Source organism: Klebsiella sp. CN_Kp097, assembly GCF_040064495.1.
GTDB lineage: Bacteria > Pseudomonadota > Gammaproteobacteria > Enterobacterales > Enterobacteriaceae > Klebsiella > Klebsiella aerogenes.
In genome coordinates, this window is record NZ_JBEAIL010000007.1 from 432,347 (window position 1) to 453,299 (window position 20,953).

A 20,953-nucleotide genomic window follows, 5' to 3' on the forward strand; every position below is an offset into this window, starting at 1 on the left:
GCCGGACGAAACGTAACCCTAAGTACGCCGCGCTTTTTAACGCGACGGGATTATCGTGGTCCATTTTTTTGCGAATAGCAACCTTGCGTCGGCAGATTAAGAGCGTTCTCGATTCAGGCGTGGCCGATTACCACTTCATTTCGCCGGTGTTCACTTTCGCGCTCAGCTCCAGCGAGCTTTCTTCAGCGAGACCCGGATATTGCGCCTTCATGGCTTTGATGACGCTGGCGGAATCTTTATGCGCTTTCAGCGCCTGCTCGAATTTCTCCAGATAGTCGCGGGTAAAGACGATAGCCTTGTCGCCCGCCGGCGGCGTGCCGAGATAGTGGCCCGGGATCACCTGTTGCGGATGCAGCGCGGCCATATCGCTAAGGGTCTGGCGCCACTGCTGACGGCTCGCCGCGCTTTGGGTATCGGCGGTCCAGACGTGCATGCCCCAGGCGACGCCGGTGCCGCCAAGAATCGCTTTATTCGCCGGGATCCAGACGAACGCGGCGTAGTTCTGCGGCTGACGAATTTCCACTTTCTCGCCGTCAATGGTGAAGCTATCTGCGGCTAATACCTGTGGAACATAGACCTGCTTCGGCGCGCCGTCTTTCATCTGTGGGCCCCAGTATGCCAGCTTCGCCGCTTTGGTCTCTTCAATATGCTTAACCACTTGCTCGGTTGCCACCACTTTGGCCTGCGGGAAGGCTTTCACCAGCGGCTCGAGGCCAAAATAGAAATCCGGATCGCCAGAGGTGATCACAATGTGCGTGAGCTTCTTACCGCTTTTGTTGATCATCTCAACCAGCTTTTCGCCATCTTTAACGCTGAACTGGGCGTCAAACAGCACCGCTTCGTGCGGGCCGGAGGCCAGCGTGGAGTTCACCGCGAAGATCGCGTTCTCCTGCGGGTTGTAGGTTTGCAGGGTCAACGGCGCGGCAAAAGCGGTGGTGCTGAACAGGGCGGTGGCGATAGCCAGGGCAGATACTTTCATGTTGGTTTTCTCTCTTTCAGGTGAATAGGTTTATTTTACGTCATTCTTGATTTGCGAAAATTCCTGAAAAAAGAGATGCTGAGTTTCATAAAACGTGCAGATGGATACGGATATGGATCGAGTTATCGCCGCCCAGGTATATATGCGCATATGCGAGCTGGGCAGTTTGAGCGCGGCGGCCAGGGCGCTTGGTATGTCGCGACCGATGGTGAGTCGCTATCTGGAGCAGATGGAACACTGGGCCGGTACCCGGCTCATTCATCGTTCGACGCGCAAACTGACCTTAACCAGCGCAGGCGAAAAGGTATTGCAGAAAACGCGTAGCCTCACGCAATTGGCGGATGAGATAGCGGGGCAGACGGAACGCGCGGTGCCGAGCGGCACGTTGCGGGTCGCCTGCGCGCACTTTACCGCCATGCAGTTGCTCTCACCGCTGCTACCGGAGTTTTTGGCCCGTTACCCCCAACTGCGCCTCGAACTGGATATCAACAACCATCCGGTGAGCCTGATTGGCGAGCGTATCGATGTCGCCATCCGAATCACCGATAATCCGGAGCCGGGGGCGATAGCGCGGCGGCTCGGCATTTGCCGCTCGGTGCTCTGCGCCTCGCCGCGGTGGTTACAGCAGCATGGCCAGATAAATTCGCCGGAGGAGCTTAGTCAACATAACTGTCTCCACTATAGCCATTTCGCCTCCCCAACATGGCAGTTTACCGATCCGCAGGGCGAACCCGTGTCGGTGGCCGTCTCCGGCAACCTGAGCGCTGGGATCTCCTCTCTGCTGATGGAAGCGGCGGTGGCGGGGTGCGGCATCGCCATGCTGCCGGAACTGGAAGCCCGGCGCGCGCTAAACAGCGGCGCGCTAAAACAGGTGCTGCCTGGCTATACGCCAAAATCCCTGGCCGTCTATGGCATCTATCTGTCACGAGATTATCAGCCCAGCGCGCTGCCGCTGTTTCTGGAGGCCATTCAGCAACAGTTGTCCCAGGTCAGCTAGAGCTGTCTATACTTACTCCTTTAACGTCAAAAAGGAGTGAAACGATGGCAATTCATAAGAAAGGTCAGGCGCATTGGGAAGGGGATCTGAAAAGCGGTAAAGGCACCGTCTCGACGGAAAGCGGCGCGCTTAACCAACAACCTTATGGTTTTAATACCCGCTTTGAAGGCGTTAAAGGGACTAACCCGGAAGAGCTTATCGGCGCGGCCCATGCCGCCTGTTTCTCAATGGCGCTATCATTAATGCTTAGCGAAGAGGGCTATACGGCGACCTCTATCGATACCGTTGCGGTGGTCACGCTGGATAAGAGCGGCGGCGGCTTCGCCATCACCAAGATCGCGCTGCAGAGCAATATTGTCCTGCCGGGTATCGATAAAGCGGCCTTTGATCCGATTATCCAGAAAGCCAAAGCTGGCTGCCCGGTTTCGCAGGTACTGAAAGCCGACATCTCCCTCGATTATCAGCTCAACGCTTGATCCGTGGCGTGCCCGCGGGAACGCGGGCGCGTTGGCGTTTAAAGTCACCGTCGGCAAATGCCTGCCGCCGCGAATGGTGTTATGTTGGTGGCGTTACGGATAGCGACGGGCAACGCAATGACCAGCATACGCGGCATGATTGAATCACAGGTCCTGGGTTTAACCGGGATGGCGTTAAAAGAGATTGATTTTGAAAACCCGAAGGGCGAGCCGGGCTTATTTGGCCCGCGGTCGGCTATCTGGCAGGTACACGGCGACTTTACCTCAATGCTCTGCGGCGGCATTAGCGCGCTACTGTTACAGATGCTGCATCCGCTGGCGCTGGCCGGTGTGTGGGATCATTCGCGTTTTCGTGAGGATATCTTTGGCCGCCTGCGTCGAACCAGTCAATTTATCTCAGCCACCACGTTTGGCACTACCGACGATGCCGAAAGATTAATCGCTAAAGTGCAGGGGATCCATCAGCGCATCAGCGGCGTTGCGCCGGACGGTACGCCTTATCGCGCCAGCGATCCGGCGCTCTTAACCTGGGTTCATGTGGCCGAGTGCAGCAGCTTTATGGCCTCTCATCTGCGTTATAAGCGCACCATCGTCACTGCCGCGCGTCAGGAGCAATACTACCGCGAAGCGGCGGAGGTCGCCCGGCGACTTGGCGCCGAAGACATCCCCGAAACGCCACGTCAGGTGGCGGAGTATTTGCAGGATATGCGCCCCCAGTTACGTTGTGATGAACGAACGCAGGAAGTGGCGCAGGTGCTGCTCACCACCCGTCTGCCGGGCCGGCTAAGCCGGCCGGTAGGGCGCTGGATGATGGTTGCGGGTATCGATCTGCTTCCCGATTGGGCGCAGCAGATGCTGGCGATCCCCATCAATCCGCTGCAGCGGCGAACCGCCAGAGTGGCGGTCAATGGCGTGGCGCGGGTACTTCGCGCTTCGGTGCGCAATGGCGCTTATCACTGCGCTATGCGCCGAATGGCAACATCATAAAAGTAAAAAATAGCCGTTCGATGTCGGCTATTATTTTTAAAGCGTAATCATTCGCATTTATATATTATAACTCAGGCTATTTATTTTAAATTTATTATCAACGAGCTATTAATATTGAATATCGCTGATTCATATCAGGCTATCATCCATACTTTATTCGGGAGGGATGATGGCAAATAAAAATCTACAGAGTGATAATAAATATCATCAGCGTTCACAGGCTGCGCGTAAAAGCACCCTGGTCAGCGTCGTGGTTAATCTGTTTTTATCGACCGGGCAAATTATCGCCGGCCTGTTTTCAGGGTCGCAAGGGCTTATTGCCGATGGCATCCACTCTCTTTCCGATTTAATTGCTGATTTTGTGGTTCTGATTGCCAATAAGAAAAGCCGTAAACCTTCCGACAGCGATCATCATTATGGCCACTGGCGCTATGAAAATGGCGCGTCGCTGATATTGGGCGCGATTTTAATGGTTGTCGGTGTCGGCATGTTGTGGTCGGCGGTGGATAAACTACTCCATCCGGAAACCATTCAATCCGTGCATGTAACGGCATTATGGGTGGCCCTTGCAGCGCTGATCGCAAAAGAGACGCTGTTCCGTTATATGCTGGCGGTAGCAAAGCGCATTCAGTCGTCATTATTAATTGCCAACGCGTGGCATGCGCGCTCGGATGCGGCGTCGTCGGTAGTGGTGGCGGTGGGGATCGTGGGTAACCTCGCCGGTATTGTCTGGTTGGATCCCGTGGCGGCATTGTTAGTAGGGGTATTGATTACACGAATGGGTTACACTTTTGCCGGCGATGCCTTGCATGATTTAATGGATCGCTCGGTCGACACGCAAACCCAGAATGCGATACGCGACACCATTGCCGCAACCGGCGGCGTTGTGGGGTTGCACGATCTAAAAACTCGTAAGGCGGGCGACCTGATCCTCGTCGATGTCCATATTGAAGTTCCGGGTGAGCTGTCGGTTCGTGCAGGCCATGCTATCGCGCTGGCGGTGCGGGAAAATGTGCTCGCGCGCCACGAGGTGCTACAGGTGATGATTCACATTGATCCCTACGAAGCGCCCGGCGTCGAACTGGCTCACGCGTAAACAACTTGCGACTCCTGCCTGCAGGAGCCAACGCTACCTTGCCGTTAATTGGCAATAACAGAGGATGATATGAAAATTAACGAACCTCAGGCGATTACTTTACCGCTGCCGCGAACGGCGATATTCATCGTCGCGACCGTAGCGCGCAGCGCTGAGAGCCTGAGCCGCGTGCGCGACTGGTGCGATGATTTTGCCGCGGTGGTGCGTTCCGTTGGTACCCGCATGCCGGAGGCGGGGATTTCCTGCATCTGCGGATTTGGCGCTGAAATCTGGCCGCAGTTGTTTGGCCAGCCCACCCCGCAGCAGCTGCATCCTTTCCGCCGCGTGGGCAGCGGAGAGCGCGTGGCGGTCTCTACGCCGGGCGATCTGCTGCTGCATATCCGTTCCGATGATATGGGGCTTAGCTTCGAGCTGGCGACGCAGTTGATGGATAAGTTGGGGGATGCCGTAACGGTCGTCGATGAAGTTCACGGCTTTCGCTATTTCGACCGTCGGGCGATGATCGGTTTCGTTGACGGTAGCGAAAACCCGCAGGGGCGCGCGGCGGCGGATTTCACCATTATCGGTGACGAAGACCCGGATTTCGCCGGTGGTAGCTACGTGATTGTGCAGAAATATCTGCACGATATGGCGGGCTGGAATGCGCTAACCGTCGAACAGCAGGAGCGTATTATCGGGCGTAAAAAAATGACTAACATCGAACTGGATGCCGACGTCAAACCCAGCTGTTCGCACAGTTCGCTGACCACCCTTGAAGAGAACGGCGAGGAGATTAAAATCCTGCGCGACAACATGCCGTTCGGCAAGCCCGGTATGGGCGAGTTTGGTACCTATTTTATCGGTTATGCGCGCAGCCCGGCGCCCATCGAACAGATGCTGGAAAACATGTTCGTCGGTCGCCCGGCCGGTAATTACGATCGACTGCTAGATTATAGCCGCCCGGTTACCGGCAGTTTGTTCTTTGTACCTTCCGCGACGCTACTTGAAGAATTATCCAGCCGCCAGGCTGAATAACCCTGCATAATATCGGCCATTAAGCCGTTACTGATGGTTTATTTCTCCGGCCTGCTTGCAGGCCGTATATTGCGTGGAAAATAAAAAGAGCCCATAATTAAACCACCATTAATTTATCGCTAATTAATGGCGGTTATCAACGCGATGTCGTGTTTGTGTACAATAAAATTAACCAATGGCTTAATAGATAATATCTATACCCTAAATAATTCGAGTTGCAGGAAGGCGGCGACGCAGGGAATCCCCAGGAGCTTACTCCAGTAGTGACTGGGGTGAGCGAGGACAAATTCGTCAGGAACGAATTTGAACGCAGTTCACTGCGCCCGTAAGGGCGAGGCCCAGGGATGGGCCGAGTTATTGCCAACGCACATGCAACTTGAAGTATGACGGGTATATACCCATCATTTTTCATTAGGGTATGTACTGAGCATCATTGGGTCTTCAGGAAGTAATACAATGATCATCCGGCCAGAACAACACTGGTTTTTTCGTCTGTTTGACTGGCACGGTTCCGTGCTGTCAAAAATTGTTTTCCGTCTGCTATTGAACGTTCTGATGTCGGTCATCGCCATCATCAGCTATCAATGGTATGAACAACTTGGCATTCACTTAACCGTTGCGCCATTTAGCCTGTTGGGGATCGCGATTGCGATTTTTCTCGGCTTTCGTAATAGCGCGAGCTACAGCCGTTTCGTTGAGGCGCGTAATTTATGGGGAACCGTGCTGATTGCCGAACGAACCCTGGTCAGGCAATTGAAAAATATCCTTCCCGCTGAGGAGGAAACGCATAAAACGTTAGTCAGTTATCTGGTGGCGTTCAGCTGGAGCCTTAAGCATCAGCTGCGTAAAACCGACCCGGCGGTTGACCTCTATCGCTTGTTGCCGAAAGAAAAAGTGGCGGAAATTCTCGCCAGCTCAATGCCGACTAACCGAATATTATTATTGATTGGTAATGAGTTAGGTAAGCTGCGCGAGCAGGGTAAGCTCGGCGATATTACCTACGGCTTGATGGATAATAAACTCGATGAGTTAGCCCATGTCCTGGGGGGCTGCGAGCGTCTGGCGAGCACGCCGGTGCCGTTTGCCTACACCTTGATTTTGCAGCGTACCGTTTATCTTTTCTGCGCGTTATTGCCCTTCGCGCTGGTGGGTGATTTGCATTACATGACGCCGTTTGTTTCGGTGTTTATCTCCTACACCTTCCTGTCATGGGATTCCCTGGCGGAAGAGCTGGAAGATCCGTTTGGCACCTCGGCCAACGACCTGCCGCTGAATGCAATGTGCAATACCATTGAACGTAATTTGATGGATATGACCGGGCAACATCCGTTACCGGAAAAAATGCAGCCCGACCGTTATTACAACCTCACATAAAAAAACACCGGGTGGGTCAGCCCGTCCGGCGTTGAGTATTAGTGAGTGTGCATTCCTGCCGCCGTCATCAATAGCTTAAAGAAGGTGGCGACCACGCCGAGCGCCAGCACGCTGGCCCCCCAGATAATCACCAGCCACATCAGTTTGCGCCAGAACGGACGATGATGCGTCGTTAACGTTTTATCAGATTGAGTCGCCATCAATGATACCCCTCATCGGGTTTGATTTTGCCGCGGAACACGTAGTAGCTCCAGCAGGTGTACATCAAAATAACCGGAATGATCAGCAATCCGCCGACCAGCATAAAGCCCTGGCTCTGCGGTGGCGAAGCGGCCTGCCAGATAGAGATTGCCGGTGGAATAATATTCGGCCAGATGCTGATCCCAAGGCCGCTGAACCCGAGGAACACCAGCGCCAGGGTGAGTAAAAACGGCCCATAGCTGGCCTGACGATTATAGGCGCTACGGACAATCCCCCAGCAGCAAACCAGCACCAGCAACGGCACCGGCATAAACCAGATGATATTGGGGAAGGTAAACCAGCGGTGAGCAATTTCCGGGTGAGTCAGCGGCGTCCAGATGCTGATAATGGCGACCACTGCCAGCAAAGCAAGCGTCAGTGGGATCGCCAGCTCAGACATTTTGCGATGCAGAGCGCCTTCGGTTTTCATTATCAGCCAGGTGCAGCCCAGTAAGGCGTAGGCAATCACCAGCCCGATGCCGCAAAACAGCGGGAAGGGCGCCAGCCAGTCGAGGGTTGAGCCGCTAAATTCGCGACCCGTGACGCTGAGGCCGTTGAGCAGGGTACCTACGGCGATCCCCTGACTAAACGTCGCCAGTAGCGAGCCGCCGATAAACGCCTTATCCCACAACGGACGATGTTCCGGCGTCGCCTTAAAGCGAAACTCAAACGCTACGCCGCGAAAAATCAGCCCCAGTAACATGGCGGTTAACGGGATGCTGAGCGCATCGATAATCACCGCGTAGGCCAGCGGAAACGCGCCATACAGCGCCGCGCCGCCCAGCACCATCCAGGTTTCGTTGCCGTCCCACACCGGCGCCACGCTATTCATCATCATATCGCGGTCGGTTTCATTTTTATTAAACGGGAATAGAATGCCGATCCCGAGATCGAAACCGTCCATCACGATATACATCAGGGTGGCAAAAACGATGATCGTGAACCAGATAATTGACAGGTCGATACCCATATTATTTTCTCCCCGAAGTATTCATAGGTTCGCGCACCGCAGACAGCGGGCGGGCAGGGGTTTGGTTCTGAGTCGGGTCCTCCGGCGTGTGCGCACTTTCCGGCCCTTTTTTTATCAGGCGAATCAGATACACGTAGCCGACGCCAAACACCGAGGCGTAAACCACGATAAAGGCCAGCAGGCTGAGGGACATATGTAGATCGCCATGGGCGGAGACCGCATCCCGGGTGCGCTGAACGCCATAGACTACCCACGGCTGACGGCCAATTTCAGTGGTAAACCAGCCTGCCAGTAGCGCGACCAGCCCGGAAGGGCCCATCAACAGGGCAAAACGCAGGAACGGTTTTGAGGTGTAGAGCCGGCCACGCCAACGCAGCCAGGCGCTGACCACGCCGAGCAGTACCATTAACATACCGAGCCCGGCCATCACCCTGAACGACCAGAAAATAATGGTGGAATTTGGGCGATCTTCTTTCGGGAAACTTTTTAAGGCCGGAACCTGTTTATCGAGGCTATGGGTCAGGATGATGCTACCAAGATAGGGAACCTCAATTTTATATTTGGTGCGCTCCTCATCCATATCCGGCAGACCAAACAGCACTAATGGCGTGGCTTCACCCGGTTTATTCTCCCAGTGCCCTTCAATCGCGGCAATTTTTGCCGGTTGATGTTCGAGCGTATTCAGGCCGTGCGCATCGCCAATCATCGCCTGAATGGGGGCGACGATCAGCGCCATCCACAGCGCCATCGAGAACATCTTGCGGATTGCCGGTGTATCATTGCCTTTCAGCAGATGCCAGGCTGCCGAAGCGCCGACGAAAAAGGCGCTGGCAAGGAAGGCGGCGGTAGACATGTGCAGCAGGCGATACGGGAATGAAGGGTTAAAAACGACCTTCAGCCAGTCTACCGGCACCACGATGCCATTCTCGATAATGTAGCCCTGGGGCGTGTGCATCCAGCTATTGGACGCGAGGATCCAGAAGGTGGAAAACAGCGTGCCCAGCGCCACCATACAGGTCGCGAAGAAGTGCAGGCCGCGGCCGACGCGATGCCAGCCAAACAGCATGACGCCAAGAAAGCCAGCTTCGAGGAAGAAGGCGGTCAGGACTTCATAGGTCAACAGCGGCCCGGTAATACTACCGGCGAACTGCGAGAACCCGCTCCAGTTAGTGCCAAACTGATAGGCCATCACCAGCCCGGAAACGACGCCCATACCAAAATTAACGGCAAATATTTTTGACCAGAAATGGTAGAGCTGGCGGTAGGTATCCTCTTTTGTTTTTAACCACAGCCCTTCCAGTACCGCAAGGTAGCTGGCGAGACCAATGGTAATAGCGGGGAAAATGATGTGGAAAGATACAGTAAATGCAAACTGTATCCTGGCTAAATAAAAGGCATCTAATCCGAACATGGCTCACCCCTGTACGACATTACTTCATTGTATTTATGGAATATTTTCTGCATAGCGGATACGGCTTTACCTGCGTAAAGCCTCCTGTTGATGACAATTAAATTACGGCGTTGACGGGCATTGAAATATGTTAATGCCCTTGATAATAAAGTTTAAAAATAATTCTTTAATTATCAAATAGGTTAAATTTAACACCCGATAGATAACATCTATTATACAACACGAAATGAGATGTTATTATTTAGTTAACGAGTAAAGTTGCTCATTTCATTTTAACCAGACATTTAGTTAAAGATTAAAAACAACGAGTTAACCCTGTCATTTGCTATTCATTGCAAAATGAAATGCGGTATTTCCCGCTTAATTAATGTGGTTATTTAACATCGCCGCAAAAAACCGTGACCAATGTTGTTAATAACATCCGTTAGCTGAAGAGAGTATTCAGGAGTTCATATGAATAAGAAAAAACGCGCTGTCCCCGGTGTTCATCCCTATGATGGCCCAGCGGGTGGATGGGGGGCGTTAAAAGCGACCGCCATCGCCGTGCGTACGCAAATGGACGCGCTTGACGCCCCGGTCACGCTGCTGCGTACCAACCAGCCTGACGGTTTTGACTGCCCCGGCTGCGCCTGGCCGGATAAAGAACATAAATCAACCTTCCAGTTTTGTGAGAACGGCGCGAAAGCGGTCACCTGGGAAGCTACCAGCAAACGCGTGACGCCGGAGTTCCTCGCCGCCAATACCGTGACCTCGCTACTGGCGAAAAGCGACTTTGAACTGGAAGGTTACGGACGTATTACCCATCCCTTGTCTTACGATCGCGAAAGCGACACGCTGCGCCCGGTCTCCTGGGAAAGCGCGTTTGCCCGCATTGGCGAAGTATTACAGGGCATGCAGCCCGATGAAGTTGAGTTCTATACCTCCGGGCGCGCCTCTAACGAAGCGGCATATCTGTTCCAGCTTTACGCCCGCGAGTTCGGCACCAATAACTTCCCGGACTGCTCTAATATGTGCCACGAGGCAACCAGCGTCGGTCTGCCGCAATCGATCGGCATCGGCAAAGGCACGGTGTCTTTGGACGACTTTGATAAAACCGAACTGGTTATTTCCATCGGTCACAACCCCGGAACCAACCATCCGCGCATGATGGGTACGTTGCATGAACTGTCCCGCCGCGGTGTGCCGATTATCGTCTTTAACCCGCTGCGTGAAAGGGCGCTGGAACGTTTTGCCGACCCGCAGAACGTTATTGAAATGGCAACCTACAGCTCGACGAATATCGCCTCAACCTATTTCCAGGTGAAAGCGGGCGGCGATGCCGCGGCGCTGAAAGGGATCGCTAAAGCATTACTGGAGATCGAAGCGAACCAGGGCCAGGTGCTGGACCAGGCGTTTATTAACGAGCACACCCTCGGCTTCGAGGCTTTTGCCGAAGATTTACGTCAGACCAACTGGCCGGAAATTGAGCGTGAGTCCGGATTAACCCGCGACGATCTGCAGCGCGTTGCCGTTGCCTACGCCAAATCCAACGCCACTATCGTGACCTATGGCATGGGGATCACCCAGCATAACAAAGGCACCTCTAACGTCCGGTTGATTGCCGACCTTCTGCTGATGCGCGGCAATATCGGCAAACCGGGGGCTGGGATCTGCCCGCTGCGCGGTCACTCTAACGTGCAGGGCAACCGTACTGTCGGCATTACCGAAAAACCGAGTGCGGAGTTTCTGAATAACCTCGAAAGCGTGTTCGGTTTTGTCGCTCCACGCGGACATGGTCACGATGCGGTGAAAGCGCTGCAGGCAATGGTTGCCGGCGACGCGAAAGCGCTGATCTGTCTTGGCGGTAATTTCGCGGTGGCGATGCCGGATCATGAACGGGCGTTCCCGGCGATGCGCGGGCTGGATCTTAGTGTGCACATCGGCACCAAACTGAATCGTTCGCATCTGCTGGTGGCGAAAGAGACTTTTATTCTGCCTTGTCTGGGCCGTACCGAACTCGATATGCAGGAGAGCGGACGCCAGTCGATTACCGTGGAAGACTCGATGTCGATGGTCCACGCCTCATCCGGCAAACTGAAACCGGCCTCTGACCGGCTGCGCTCGGAACCGGCTATCGTCGCCGGGATGGCGGCGGCGACGCTGCCGAACAGTAAGATCGACTGGTTATCGCTGGTGGCTGATTACGACCGCATCCGCGATCTCATCGAGCAGACTATCCCCGGGTTCGAGGATTATAACGAACGTATTCGTCATCCGGGCGGTTTCCGTATGCCGCTGCCGCCAACCGAGCGGATCTGGCCGACGCCGACCGGCAAAGCGATGTTCTCGGTGTTCAAAGGCGTCCATGAGAACTTCCGCGTTGACGGCGACGACGTGATGCGCCTGGTTACGCTGCGCAGTCACGATCAGTACAACACCACGATTTACGCGATGGACGATCGCTATCGCGGAGTGTTTGGCCGCCGCGATGTGCTGTTTATGAATGAGCAGGATATGGCCGAGCAGGGGCTGGAGCATGGCGACCGCGTCGATATTTTCACCGCGCTGCCGGATAGCGACCTGCGCCTTGAGGATATCACCGTGGTTGCTTACAGCATTGCGCCGGGCACCGTTGGCGCCTATTACCCGGAAGCCAACGTGCTGGTGCCGCTGGATTACATCGATGAAGAGAGCGGCACGCCGTCGTACAAATCAGTTCCTATCCGCCTGACGCTGCGTTCGAAAGAGGTGCGCGCCGTCCCCGGTTTGCGTTAATTTGCTGAATATTGCCAGTGGCCTGCGATCGGGCCACTGGCAAATGGCATCTTGAAATCAGCCCCTACCGCAAGTAACATTTAAATAACATATCTTATCGCAGCTGTGTTCTGCATCGCGTCCACCACTGACCCGCGGACGTCACTATTCTGGAAGTTAAGATGGACATTAAACAGCTGAAATATCTGATCGCGCTCGATCAGACGCGCCATTTCGGCCAGGCCGCGGCGGCCTGCCATATCACCCAACCGACGCTTTCAATGCGCATTCGCAACCTGGAAGACGAACTTAATCTCACGCTGATTCAGCGCGGCCAACGCTTCGAAGGCTTCACCCCGGAAGGGGAACGCATTCTGGCCTGGGCGCGGGCGCTGCTGGCGGCGCACGACGGCCTGGCGGCTGAAGCGGCTATTTGTCGCGGCCAGATGGTGGGCCAGTTACGTGTAGGCATGGTGCCGTTAGCCAGCCTGAACCCGATGCAGCTGATCAAACCGCTGGCGGAAAAATACCCTGAACTACAGTTCAGTCTGCTGTCGATGACCTCTGAGCAAATTATTGACGGCGTCAGCCGTAATCAGCTCGATCTGGGCATCTGCTATTTACACCACGTCGATAGCGCATTATTTAACGTCACCTGGCTGCCGGAAACGCGAATGGGCCTGCTGCACGACAGTCGCCATTTCCAGTTTGACGCAGGCATACCTGAGTGGGAGACATTAGCGGGGCTGCCGCTAGGTTTCCTTACCAAGGGAATGTATTATCGTGAATCGATTGAAATGAGCTTTAAAGCCAAAGGGTTAACGCCAAAATATGTCTTTGAAAGCGATTCGACATTTCAGATAATCCAGGCGGTACAGGCCGGGATCTGTTGCGCCATCATGCCGCTCAATAACGGCCTGGAGGCGCTGAGCGACAATCTGGCGATTATGCCTATCGGGGAAACCGAGGTTGATTCCACGCTTGCGCTTATCATGCGCAACCAGGAGCCGGTGTCGTCGTTGGCGGAAAAATGTTTCGCCGATGCGCAGATGATTTTTGGCGAAGCGCCGCAAATTTAATTGGCGGCCAAATGCTGCTGCATGAAATCGAGCCAGACGCGAGATCGGGCAGGTAAAAAGTGGCGTTCGCGATACAGCGCCACTAAATGTAGCGGTGCCGGCGGTAGCTCCAGTTCAACCACCTTTAACTGACCTGAGGCGATAAACGGGCGGCAAGCCTGTTCAGCGAGGATGGCGAAACCTACGCCGGCGACGGCGGCATGAAGGGCGATCTCTCCGCTATTCACCCGAAAATGAGCCTGGACGTTCACTTTTTTAAACGCGTTTCGTGCGGTGATAAATTGCCAGGCTTGCCCCTTCAGCGCGCTGACGGTGGTGATGCAGGGAAGCGAGGTAAGCTGCTCGCAACGTACTGGCTGTCCGCATTTTTCCAGCAGCGAAGGCGCCGCGACAACACAACAGGGAAATGTCGCCAACGGCCTGGCGATATAGCTGGCATCCTCCATTTTGCCTCGGACGATGGCGACGGCAATGTCGATATCTTCTTTAAGCGCGTCGGCTCCGGCAAGGCTGACCACACAGCTTACTTCGATTTTGGGATAACGCATGGCGAACTGCGCCAGCATGGGGCCAAAAAGCGTCGGTCCAATCTCGTTGGGAAGACATAAGCGCAACAGCCCCTCAGGATCGGCCTGCTGTTGAGTTAAGGCCGCTTCGGTTGCCGCGAGCTGATCAAGCAGGGGGCGCATACTAATAAAAAAAGCCTGCCCGGCATCGGTGAGATGCATGTGTCTGGTGCTGCGCTGGATAAGGCGCAATTGCAGTTTTTCTTCCAGTTGAGAAATCTGGCGACTGACATTTGACGAAGGCATACGTAATGCCCGCGCCGCCCCGCTGAAGCTGCCGTTTTCCACGACATTCACAAACACGCGTAGTGCATTCAAATCCAGTTTACTCACCGCTGATTATCCCATTTTTGATAATTAACACGCCCATTTTTACCGACTTATGCGTTTTTTTACTAGCCGATAAACTGACGCTCCCCCTGATGAGAGGAAGTGTAATGACCATAAATCTACGGCGAATGGGCGCGATCATCGCTTTTATCCAATTTACCAACGCGCTCGAATATATGATTTTTAATCCGTTATTTGTCTATATGGCGCCAACTTTTCAGGTGCCGGTGAGCTGGGCAGGTTATGTCAGCGGTATTTACACGCTCGCGTCGGTCATTTCTGGAATCGGCGCGTGGCGCCTGGTGGGAAAGCTAAATCCGCGTAAGTTTCTACTGGTTAATATGGCCTTACTGGGAGCATTAACGCTGATGGTTCTGGCTACCCAGCACTTTATATTGTTGCTGATACTGCGTTTTTTGGCCGGGCTCCTCGGCGGAATGACGATGGGGGTGGCCAGCAGTTTACTGATCAACGCGGCGGACCAGAAACATCGCGCGCGATTGTTGGCCACGGTCATCTCTGCCTTTTCGCTGGTCAGTATTATCGGCATGCCTGCCATGTTGTTTCTCTGCGAACGTTTCGGCTGGCAGACGGCGCCGGCATTGATTGGCGTTCTCTGCCTGCTGGCGCTCATCATGATCTTTGTTGGTCTGCCGAAGGCTTCCGGCGGCGCTGGCTCTGGTACAAAGATACGCATCACGCCAACGATGCTGTTATTTGCCAGCGGCAATGCGTTAACCCAGTTTAGCCCGATGCTATTACTGCCGATCCTGGTGCCTTTGCTGCTGGGCAATATGCGGGCAAGCAGCGAGGCGCTACCGTGGTTATTCTTTCTCGGCGGTATGGCGGGATTCGCGGCGACAAAGTTGAGCGGCAGCCTGTGTCAACGCTTTGGCGGCTATCGGCTGAGCCTGGCGGCAACCGCAGTTTTTATCATTAGTTTGCTGATGGTGCTGTGGCTGGATGGCGCGAGTTGGTTGTTTATGATTACCTTCCTTGGGGCATCTTATAGCCGGCTGGTTGCCTCCTCGGCGGTGGCGATTCGTTTCCCGGACGATGACTGGCGCGCGGGATTTACCACTCTGCAAGGCGGTGTCATGTCATTCAGTACGGCACTCGCTTTTATGCTCTGCTCACTGTGGCTGGCCGACGGCGAGATGAGTCAGCAGGCGTCTACTGGGTTGATTGCATTTAGCGGCGCTAGCGCCTTGCTGCTGCCATGTTTACTGCGCTATCAGGAAAAAATACTCGTACGCAACGCCGCCGAACGGGCAACCGGCGGCGTTGGTGAGCTTTAAATATTCTCCAGACGAATACCCCGGGTTCTTGGCCCAAATATGCCTACCGACAGCATGACCATCAGCATACTGGCGACGATAAAGCTAATCACGCCCGGCGTTCCGGCATATTGCAGGATCACGCCAATCATAATGCTGGTAACCGCGGTGGACAGACGGCTAAAGGAGTAACAGAAGCCCACCGCCCGGGCGCGGATGTGGGTAGGGAACACCTCCGCCTGATAGGCGTGATAGCTGATGGTGAGCCAGGCATTGGACCAGGTGATCATAAAGCCGCAGATAACCAGCAGTACCGGACTATTTTGTAAAGCGAACAGTGTGCCGAAGATCACCGTCATCAGCGCTGACAGAACAATTTGCCATTTGTTTTCAAAACGATGGACAAAGCGAGTACAGAACAGGCAGCCAAGTGGATAAGCAAGAGTGATAAAGAAGGCGTACAGCAGGCTATGGGTAATACTGGCGCCCTGGCCGGAAAGCAGCGCGGGCAGCCAGTTACCGAAACCAAAGAAGCCGATGGCCTGGAAAAAGTTCATCACCATTAACATGAGGGTGCGTTGACGGTACTGCGGCGCCCAAATCTCTTTAAAATTGCTGCGTTGCGGCACCGCTACCGCCGGACTGGCATGGCGCCGGGAAGGCGATAAACCGCAGCGTTGTTCCATTTCACCCATAACCCGGTGCGCGTCATCGTGGCGACCTTTGCTTTCCAGCCAGCGGGCGGATTCCGGCAGCTTTTTGCGGATAACCCAAATGACCAGTGAACACAGTGCGCCGAGAATAATCACCCAACGCCAGCCGCTCAGGCCGAGAATGGTCATTGGCACCAGTAGCCAGGACATCAGCGCCACCGTCGGTACCGAGAGAAACTGAATAAAGAAGGCGTAAGCGAAGGCTTTATTACGTAAATGCGTCGGCATCCATTCACTGAGATAAGTATCGATAGTCACCAGTTCAATTCCCAGGCCGATCCCCACCAGGAAACGAAAGAAAATAACCCCTTCAGCGCTATTTTGCAGCGCCATAATCAGCGAAAAGATGCCATACCACGCCAGCGCGAACATAAAGGTCAGGCGGCGTCCAAGTCTGTCCGCCAGCGGCGCGAGCAAACTGGCGCCGATAAACAGCCCCATAAAGGTCGAGGAAGCGAAGGCTGCCTGATCGGCAATACCAAATACCCCATCTTTCCCGGTATGGAAAATACCCTCGGCGAGCAGGCCGGTGCTGATATAACCGGTCTGGAACAGGTCGTAGAGTTCGAAAAAGCCGCCTAATGCCAGTAGGGTGATAAAGGACCAAAGACCGGGGGAGGAGGGCAGAGCGTCGATACGCGCGGTTAAGCTATCGGGATGTTGTCCTGGCGGGCTAAAGGAGGCGTCGCCGAGAACCTGGGTAGTAGACATATTATTATTTTCCTCAGGAGAAATGTTTGCCTGCTAATGTTAATTGGTTGTTAATGGTTTTAAATTTTTAATTGTGAGCGGTGTGGCGATTTAACAGTCGGAAATCATGTTTAATACGCTGATAGATGATAAATATGCTGCTTTTTTGTCAGCACAGACGGCAGAATTGAAGTAAACGACCAGCAGCGATCAATCAGACTAAGAGAAATGGTGACTTCGGTGAAAATCACCTACATTTGCAGTGTGTATCTATGTCTACCAGGGAAAAGAATATGTTAAAGCGTCAGGCAATAAAAACGGCGTTGGCAATGGTGATGTCGGTAACGATGGTCGCGGCACCGGCGCTTGCTAATCCCGGGAACGGTAATGGCAATGGTGAACATGGCAATAGCGGTAAAAACATCTATCATGGCGATAAAGGTAATCATGGCCATAGCGATAACGCCGCTGGCAAAGGCCAGCGTAAGAATTACGGCAAACCGGATCACGTCGATAGGGATATCAGCTATACCACCGCTCGCGCGCTAGCGGTGAACTACGGCTTGACCGGCTATAAAGCGCTGCCTCCGGGGATTGCGAAAAATCTCGCGCGTGGAAAACCATTACCTCCGGGCATTGCCAAAAAAACGGTGCCTGCCTCGATGCTCAACCAATTACCTTATTATCCTGGCTATGAGTGGCGGGTGGTGGGTGACGATCTGGTTCTGATTGCGCTCAGTACCGCCGTGGTCACCGCGATCATTAATAGCGTCTTTGATTAACATAGAGGCCCCGTGATAAACGGGGCTTTGCTTTTCTAATAACATTTGATCTCTTTATTAAACCAATCCTCACTAGGGAGAGTATTAAACTTTACAGCTATTATTGGCGGGCTATACTAAGCACAACTTTATACAGGAGAGATATGTTGGACAGTCACCCTTATTTAAACATCAAGGCAAACTGACGCTATCTATTCTGCGCTGTTTGCCAACCGGCAGGCAGCAATCCTTTCCCAATCCTGATTGCCTCCTGAGAACTGGAATTCGCTTTTTTGCGAGGTAATTCATCATGCTATTATTTTTCTACGCCCTGTTCCCTCCGCCTTTTACGCGGTAACACACGCTCACAAAGGCCATTAAGGCTATCTCACTGCGGTTAAGCAATCTACGCAGGAATATCTACTACGCGCAATTTGTGAGTGTAAAAAAATAACATCTAACTATGCATGATTTATTTATGCAGGGATTACCACATCTAAATTTGGGGATGAATCATGACTGACATGAAAGTAGAAAACCGGAATACCAACCGGTCTGCGTCAGAAAATGATAAGCAGCATAAAAAGAGCTTTGCGATTGAAACGGAGGCCTTTAATAGTCCGGACCATACGTTGGCACGTTTAAATAGCAGTCGGCAGGGACTAACGACCGCCGATGCACTGGAACGGCTGGACGACTATGGTCGCAACGAAGTGGCACGCGAAAGTGTGCCGCCGTTTTTTATTCAATTACTGCAGGCATTTAATAACCCGTTTATTTACGTACTGATGGCGCTGGCGGCAGTCAGCTTTATTACCGATTACTGGCTACCGCTGCGAAACGGTGAAGAGACAGACCTCACCGGCGTTATTATTATCCTGACGATGGTGAGCCTGAGTGGTCTATTACGCTTCTGGCAGGAATTCAGGACCAATAAAGCCGCGCAGGCGCTGAAATCCATGGTCCGTACCACCGCAACGGTACTGCGCCGCGGGCCGGGCAATATTGGCCCCAGCCAGGAGGAAATACCCATTGAAGAGCTGGTGCCGGGCGATATTATTTTCCTTGCCGCAGGCGATCTGGTGCCGGCAGATGTTCGTCTGCTGGAATCACGGGACCTCTTTGTCAGTCAGTCCATTCTTAGCGGTGAATCACTACCGGTAGAAAAATATGATCTGATGGCCAGCGTGTCGGGTAAATGCAGCGACCGTCTACCGACGCCGGATAAAAATAAAAGTCTGTTAGAGATGGGCAATGTCTGTCTGATGGGGACGAACGTCACCAGCGGCAGGGCGCGGGCGGTGGTGGTGGCGACCGGCGACCGGACCTGGTTTGGCTCGCTGGCAAAATCGATCGTCGGCACCCGCACGCAAACCGCCTTCGATCGCGGCGTGAATAGCGTGAGCTGGTTGTTAATCCGCTTCATGCTGATCATGGTACCGATCGTGTTGTTGATTAACGGTTTCAGTAAAGGCGATTGGGTAGAAGCCTCGCTTTTCGCCCTGGCGGTGGCGGTCGGTTTAACGCCGGAGATGTTACCCATGATCGTCAGTTCGAACCTCGCGAAGGGCGCGATTGCCATGTCGCGGCGTAAGGTGATCGTTAAGCGTCTCAATGCCATTCAAAACTTTGGCGCAATGGATGTGCTGTGTACGGATAAAACAGGCACCCTGACCCAGGACAATATCATCCTTGAGCATCATCTCGACGTTGGCGGCGCGGAAAGCAATCGAGTATTAATGCTGGCGTGGCTGAATAGCAGCAGCCAAAGCGGAGCGCGTAATCTGATGGACAGAGCCGTGTTGCGCTATGGGGAAGGGCGGCTGGCGCCGGCGGAAAAAGAGCGTTTCGTGAAGCTCGATGAATTGCCGTTCGATTTTGTACGCCGCCGCGTATCGGTCTCGGTGGAAGACAGCCGCTATGGCGATAAATGCCTGATTTGTAAAGGGGCGGTTGAAGAGATGCTCGAAGCCGCGACCCATATTCGTGAGGGCGACAAGATCGTTGAACTGGACGCGCTGCGCCGGGAACTATTGCTGACGAAAACCGAAGATTATAACGCTCAGGGTTTTCGGGTATTGCTGGTCGCTACCCGCAAGCTGGATGATGCCGCGCTAAACGTGCCGCTCACCGCAACTGATGAACAGGGGCTCACCGTCGAGGGCATGTTGACGTTCCTCGACCCGCCGAAGGAAAGCGCGGGCAAAGCCATTACCGCACTGCGTGATAACGGTGTCGCGGTCAAGGTACTTACCGGTGATAACCCGGTTGTAACGGCGCGGATTTGTCTTGAAGTGGGCATTGATGCGCACGACATACTCACCGGCCAACAGGTTGAGTCAATGACTGACCGCCAGCTTCAGCAGGAGGTCGAGAAACGCGCGGTGTTCGCCAAACTGACGCCGCTGCAGAAGTCGCGCATTCTGCAGATGCTACAGAAAAATGGCCATACCGTTGGTTTTCTGGGCGATGGCATTAACGACGCCCCGGCGCTGCGCGATGCCGATGTGGGTATTTCTGTCGATAGCGCGGCGGATATCGCGAAGGAGTCCTCGGATATTATTCTGCTGGAAAAAGACCTGATGGTACTGGAAGAGGGGGTGATTAAAGGACGCGAGACCTTTGGCAACATTATTAAGTATCTGAACATGACCGCCAGCTCCAACTTCGGCAACGTGTTTTCGGTATTAGTCGCCAGCGCGTTTATCCCGTTCCTGCCGATGCTGGCGATTCATCTGTTGATTCAGAATCTGATGTACGACATCTCACAGCTGTCGCTGCCGTGGGACAAAATGGATAAGGAGTTTTTGCGTAAGCCGCGCAAGTGGGATGCGAAGAACATTGGCCGCTTTATGTTGTGGATTGGCCCCACGTCGTCGATATTCGATATCACCACCTTTGCTCTGATGTGGTACGTCTTCGCCGCCAATCATGTGGAAGCGCAGGCCTTGTTCCAGTCCGGCTGGTTTATCGAAGGGCTGCTGTCGCAGACGCTGGTGGTGCATATGTTGAGAACGCAGAAAATTCCGTTCATTCAGAGCCGCGCGACGCTGCCGGTTTTGCTCACCACCGCCGCCATTATGGCCATCGGCATCTATATCCCGTTCTCGCCGCTTGGCGCCATGGTGGGGCTTGAGCCGCTGCCGCTGAGTTATTTCCCGTGGCTCGTTGCCACGTTGCTGAGCTACTGCCTGGTGGCGCAGGGTATGAAACGTTTCTATATCAAGCGCTTTGGCCAGTGGTTTTGATGACAAAAAGGA

The 20,953-nt window shown here is 53.9% G+C and carries 17 protein-coding genes; 11 read left to right on the forward strand and 6 right to left on the reverse strand.

What is annotated here, in order from left to right:
- Positions 1–127 precede the first annotated feature (127 nt).
- Entirely contained in the window at positions 128–979 is an 852-nt protein-coding gene (locus tag ABLV07_RS12425; RefSeq protein ID WP_015366495.1) for a Vmh family MBL fold metallo-hydrolase, read from the reverse strand.
- Positions 980–1,091: 112 nt separating this feature from the next.
- Between ABLV07_RS12425 and ABLV07_RS12430 the strand changes: the two genes are divergently transcribed.
- The 6 genes from ABLV07_RS12430 (at position 1,092) to ABLV07_RS12455 (ending at position 6,923) form a co-directional block, all read left to right on the forward strand.
- On the forward strand, positions 1,092–1,976 hold the full coding sequence (locus ABLV07_RS12430; protein ID WP_032708125.1) for a LysR family transcriptional regulator: 885 nt from the start codon (positions 1,092–1,094) through the stop codon (positions 1,974–1,976).
- Positions 1,977–2,020: 44 nt separating this feature from the next.
- A complete protein-coding gene (locus ABLV07_RS12435) occupies positions 2,021–2,452 on the forward strand; it encodes an OsmC family protein (RefSeq protein WP_015366497.1) in 432 nt (143 codons plus the stop codon).
- Positions 2,453–2,569: 117 nt separating this feature from the next.
- Positions 2,570–3,439: an oxygenase MpaB family protein gene (locus ABLV07_RS12440; RefSeq protein WP_087867693.1), complete on the forward strand. Its 870-nt coding sequence runs from the start codon at positions 2,570–2,572 to the stop codon at positions 3,437–3,439.
- A gap of 169 nt (positions 3,440–3,608) precedes the next feature.
- Entirely contained in the window at positions 3,609–4,535 is a 927-nt protein-coding gene (locus ABLV07_RS12445; protein WP_087867694.1) for a cation diffusion facilitator family transporter, read from the forward strand.
- 69 nt (positions 4,536–4,604) lie between these two features.
- Positions 4,605–5,549, forward strand: a complete 945-nt coding sequence (locus tag ABLV07_RS12450) for a Dyp-type peroxidase (RefSeq protein ID WP_015366501.1) — start codon at positions 4,605–4,607, stop codon at positions 5,547–5,549.
- Between the two features lie 456 nt (positions 5,550–6,005).
- Entirely contained in the window at positions 6,006–6,923 is a 918-nt protein-coding gene (locus ABLV07_RS12455) for a bestrophin family ion channel (protein WP_047042574.1), read from the forward strand.
- Between the two features lie 38 nt (positions 6,924–6,961).
- On the opposite strand, the gene ABLV07_RS12460 is transcribed toward ABLV07_RS12455, so the two are convergent.
- The 3 genes from ABLV07_RS12460 to ABLV07_RS12470 are packed head-to-tail and all read right to left on the reverse strand — an operon-like array spanning position 6,962 to position 9,544.
- Positions 6,962–7,123, reverse strand: a complete 162-nt coding sequence (locus ABLV07_RS12460; protein ID WP_064579343.1) for a DUF2474 domain-containing protein — start codon at positions 7,121–7,123, stop codon at positions 6,962–6,964.
- Positions 7,123–8,133, reverse strand: coding sequence for a cytochrome d ubiquinol oxidase subunit II (gene cydB, locus ABLV07_RS12465; RefSeq protein ID WP_020078720.1), 1,011 nt, complete (start codon positions 8,131–8,133; stop codon positions 7,123–7,125). The genes ABLV07_RS12460 and cydB overlap by 1 nt, the downstream gene beginning before the upstream one ends.
- 1 nt (position 8,134) lies before the next feature.
- The gene (locus ABLV07_RS12470; protein WP_015366505.1) at positions 8,135–9,544 is read right to left on the reverse strand and encodes a cytochrome ubiquinol oxidase subunit I; all 1,410 of its coding nucleotides are present in this window, start codon (positions 9,542–9,544) and stop codon (positions 8,135–8,137) included.
- Between the two features lie 453 nt (positions 9,545–9,997).
- Between ABLV07_RS12470 and ABLV07_RS12475 the strand changes: the two genes are divergently transcribed.
- Together ABLV07_RS12475 and ABLV07_RS12480 are read left to right on the forward strand one after the other, a co-directional pair.
- On the forward strand, positions 9,998–12,298 hold the full coding sequence (locus ABLV07_RS12475) for an FdhF/YdeP family oxidoreductase (protein WP_047049135.1): 2,301 nt from the start codon (positions 9,998–10,000) through the stop codon (positions 12,296–12,298).
- Positions 12,299–12,459: 161 nt separating this feature from the next.
- Entirely contained in the window at positions 12,460–13,356 is an 897-nt protein-coding gene (locus ABLV07_RS12480) for a LysR family transcriptional regulator (protein ID WP_045414061.1), read from the forward strand.
- Here ABLV07_RS12480 and ABLV07_RS12485 read toward each other — a convergent pair.
- Positions 13,353–14,255, reverse strand: coding sequence for a LysR family transcriptional regulator (locus tag ABLV07_RS12485; protein WP_308953328.1), 903 nt, complete (start codon positions 14,253–14,255; stop codon positions 13,353–13,355). The genes ABLV07_RS12480 and ABLV07_RS12485 overlap by 4 nt on opposite strands.
- A gap of 104 nt (positions 14,256–14,359) precedes the next feature.
- Between ABLV07_RS12485 and ABLV07_RS12490 the strand changes: the two genes are divergently transcribed.
- A complete protein-coding gene (locus ABLV07_RS12490) occupies positions 14,360–15,550 on the forward strand; it encodes an MFS transporter (RefSeq protein ID WP_348853282.1) in 1,191 nt (396 codons plus the stop codon).
- On the opposite strand, the gene ABLV07_RS12495 is transcribed toward ABLV07_RS12490, so the two are convergent.
- The gene (locus ABLV07_RS12495; protein WP_032714561.1) at positions 15,547–16,953 is read right to left on the reverse strand and encodes an MFS transporter; all 1,407 of its coding nucleotides are present in this window, start codon (positions 16,951–16,953) and stop codon (positions 15,547–15,549) included. The two genes, ABLV07_RS12490 and ABLV07_RS12495, sit on opposite strands and share 4 nt — an antisense overlap.
- A 272-nt stretch (positions 16,954–17,225) precedes the next feature.
- On the opposite strand from ABLV07_RS12495, the gene ABLV07_RS12500 reads away from it, so the two are divergent.
- Together ABLV07_RS12500 and mgtA are read left to right on the forward strand one after the other, a co-directional pair.
- Positions 17,226–17,714, forward strand: a complete 489-nt coding sequence (locus ABLV07_RS12500) for an anti-virulence regulator CigR family protein (protein ID WP_348853281.1) — start codon at positions 17,226–17,228, stop codon at positions 17,712–17,714.
- Between the two features lie 494 nt (positions 17,715–18,208).
- Positions 18,209–20,941, forward strand: coding sequence for a magnesium-translocating P-type ATPase (gene mgtA, locus ABLV07_RS12505; protein WP_348853280.1), 2,733 nt, complete (start codon positions 18,209–18,211; stop codon positions 20,939–20,941).
- Positions 20,942–20,953 lie beyond the last annotated feature (12 nt).

What these genes read in the sequence shown, in the direction of transcription:
- ABLV07_RS12440 (WP_087867693.1), top strand. Translation starts at nt 2,570, where the DNA reads ATGACCAGCATACGCGGCATGATTGAATCACAGGTCCTGGGTTTAACC.
- ABLV07_RS12470 (WP_015366505.1), bottom strand. Translation starts at nt 9,544, where the DNA reads ATGTTCGGATTAGATGCCTTTTATTTAGCCAGGATACAGTTTGCATTT.
- ABLV07_RS12460 (WP_064579343.1), bottom strand. Translation starts at nt 7,123, where the DNA reads ATGGCGACTCAATCTGATAAAACGTTAACGACGCATCATCGTCCGTTC.
- ABLV07_RS12435 (WP_015366497.1), top strand. Translation starts at nt 2,021, where the DNA reads ATGGCAATTCATAAGAAAGGTCAGGCGCATTGGGAAGGGGATCTGAAA.
- ABLV07_RS12445 (WP_087867694.1), top strand. Translation starts at nt 3,609, where the DNA reads ATGGCAAATAAAAATCTACAGAGTGATAATAAATATCATCAGCGTTCA.
- ABLV07_RS12495 (WP_032714561.1), bottom strand. Translation starts at nt 16,953, where the DNA reads ATGTCTACTACCCAGGTTCTCGGCGACGCCTCCTTTAGCCCGCCAGGA.
- ABLV07_RS12425 (WP_015366495.1), bottom strand. Translation starts at nt 979, where the DNA reads ATGAAAGTATCTGCCCTGGCTATCGCCACCGCCCTGTTCAGCACCACC.
- ABLV07_RS12480 (WP_045414061.1), top strand. Translation starts at nt 12,460, where the DNA reads ATGGACATTAAACAGCTGAAATATCTGATCGCGCTCGATCAGACGCGC.
- ABLV07_RS12455 (WP_047042574.1), top strand. Translation starts at nt 6,006, where the DNA reads ATGATCATCCGGCCAGAACAACACTGGTTTTTTCGTCTGTTTGACTGG.
- mgtA (WP_348853280.1), top strand. Translation starts at nt 18,209, where the DNA reads ATGACTGACATGAAAGTAGAAAACCGGAATACCAACCGGTCTGCGTCA.
- ABLV07_RS12475 (WP_047049135.1), top strand. Translation starts at nt 9,998, where the DNA reads ATGAATAAGAAAAAACGCGCTGTCCCCGGTGTTCATCCCTATGATGGC.
- ABLV07_RS12500 (WP_348853281.1), top strand. Translation starts at nt 17,226, where the DNA reads ATGTTAAAGCGTCAGGCAATAAAAACGGCGTTGGCAATGGTGATGTCG.
- ABLV07_RS12490 (WP_348853282.1), top strand. Translation starts at nt 14,360, where the DNA reads ATGACCATAAATCTACGGCGAATGGGCGCGATCATCGCTTTTATCCAA.
- ABLV07_RS12450 (WP_015366501.1), top strand. Translation starts at nt 4,605, where the DNA reads ATGAAAATTAACGAACCTCAGGCGATTACTTTACCGCTGCCGCGAACG.
- cydB (WP_020078720.1), bottom strand. Translation starts at nt 8,133, where the DNA reads ATGGGTATCGACCTGTCAATTATCTGGTTCACGATCATCGTTTTTGCC.
- ABLV07_RS12430 (WP_032708125.1), top strand. Translation starts at nt 1,092, where the DNA reads ATGGATCGAGTTATCGCCGCCCAGGTATATATGCGCATATGCGAGCTG.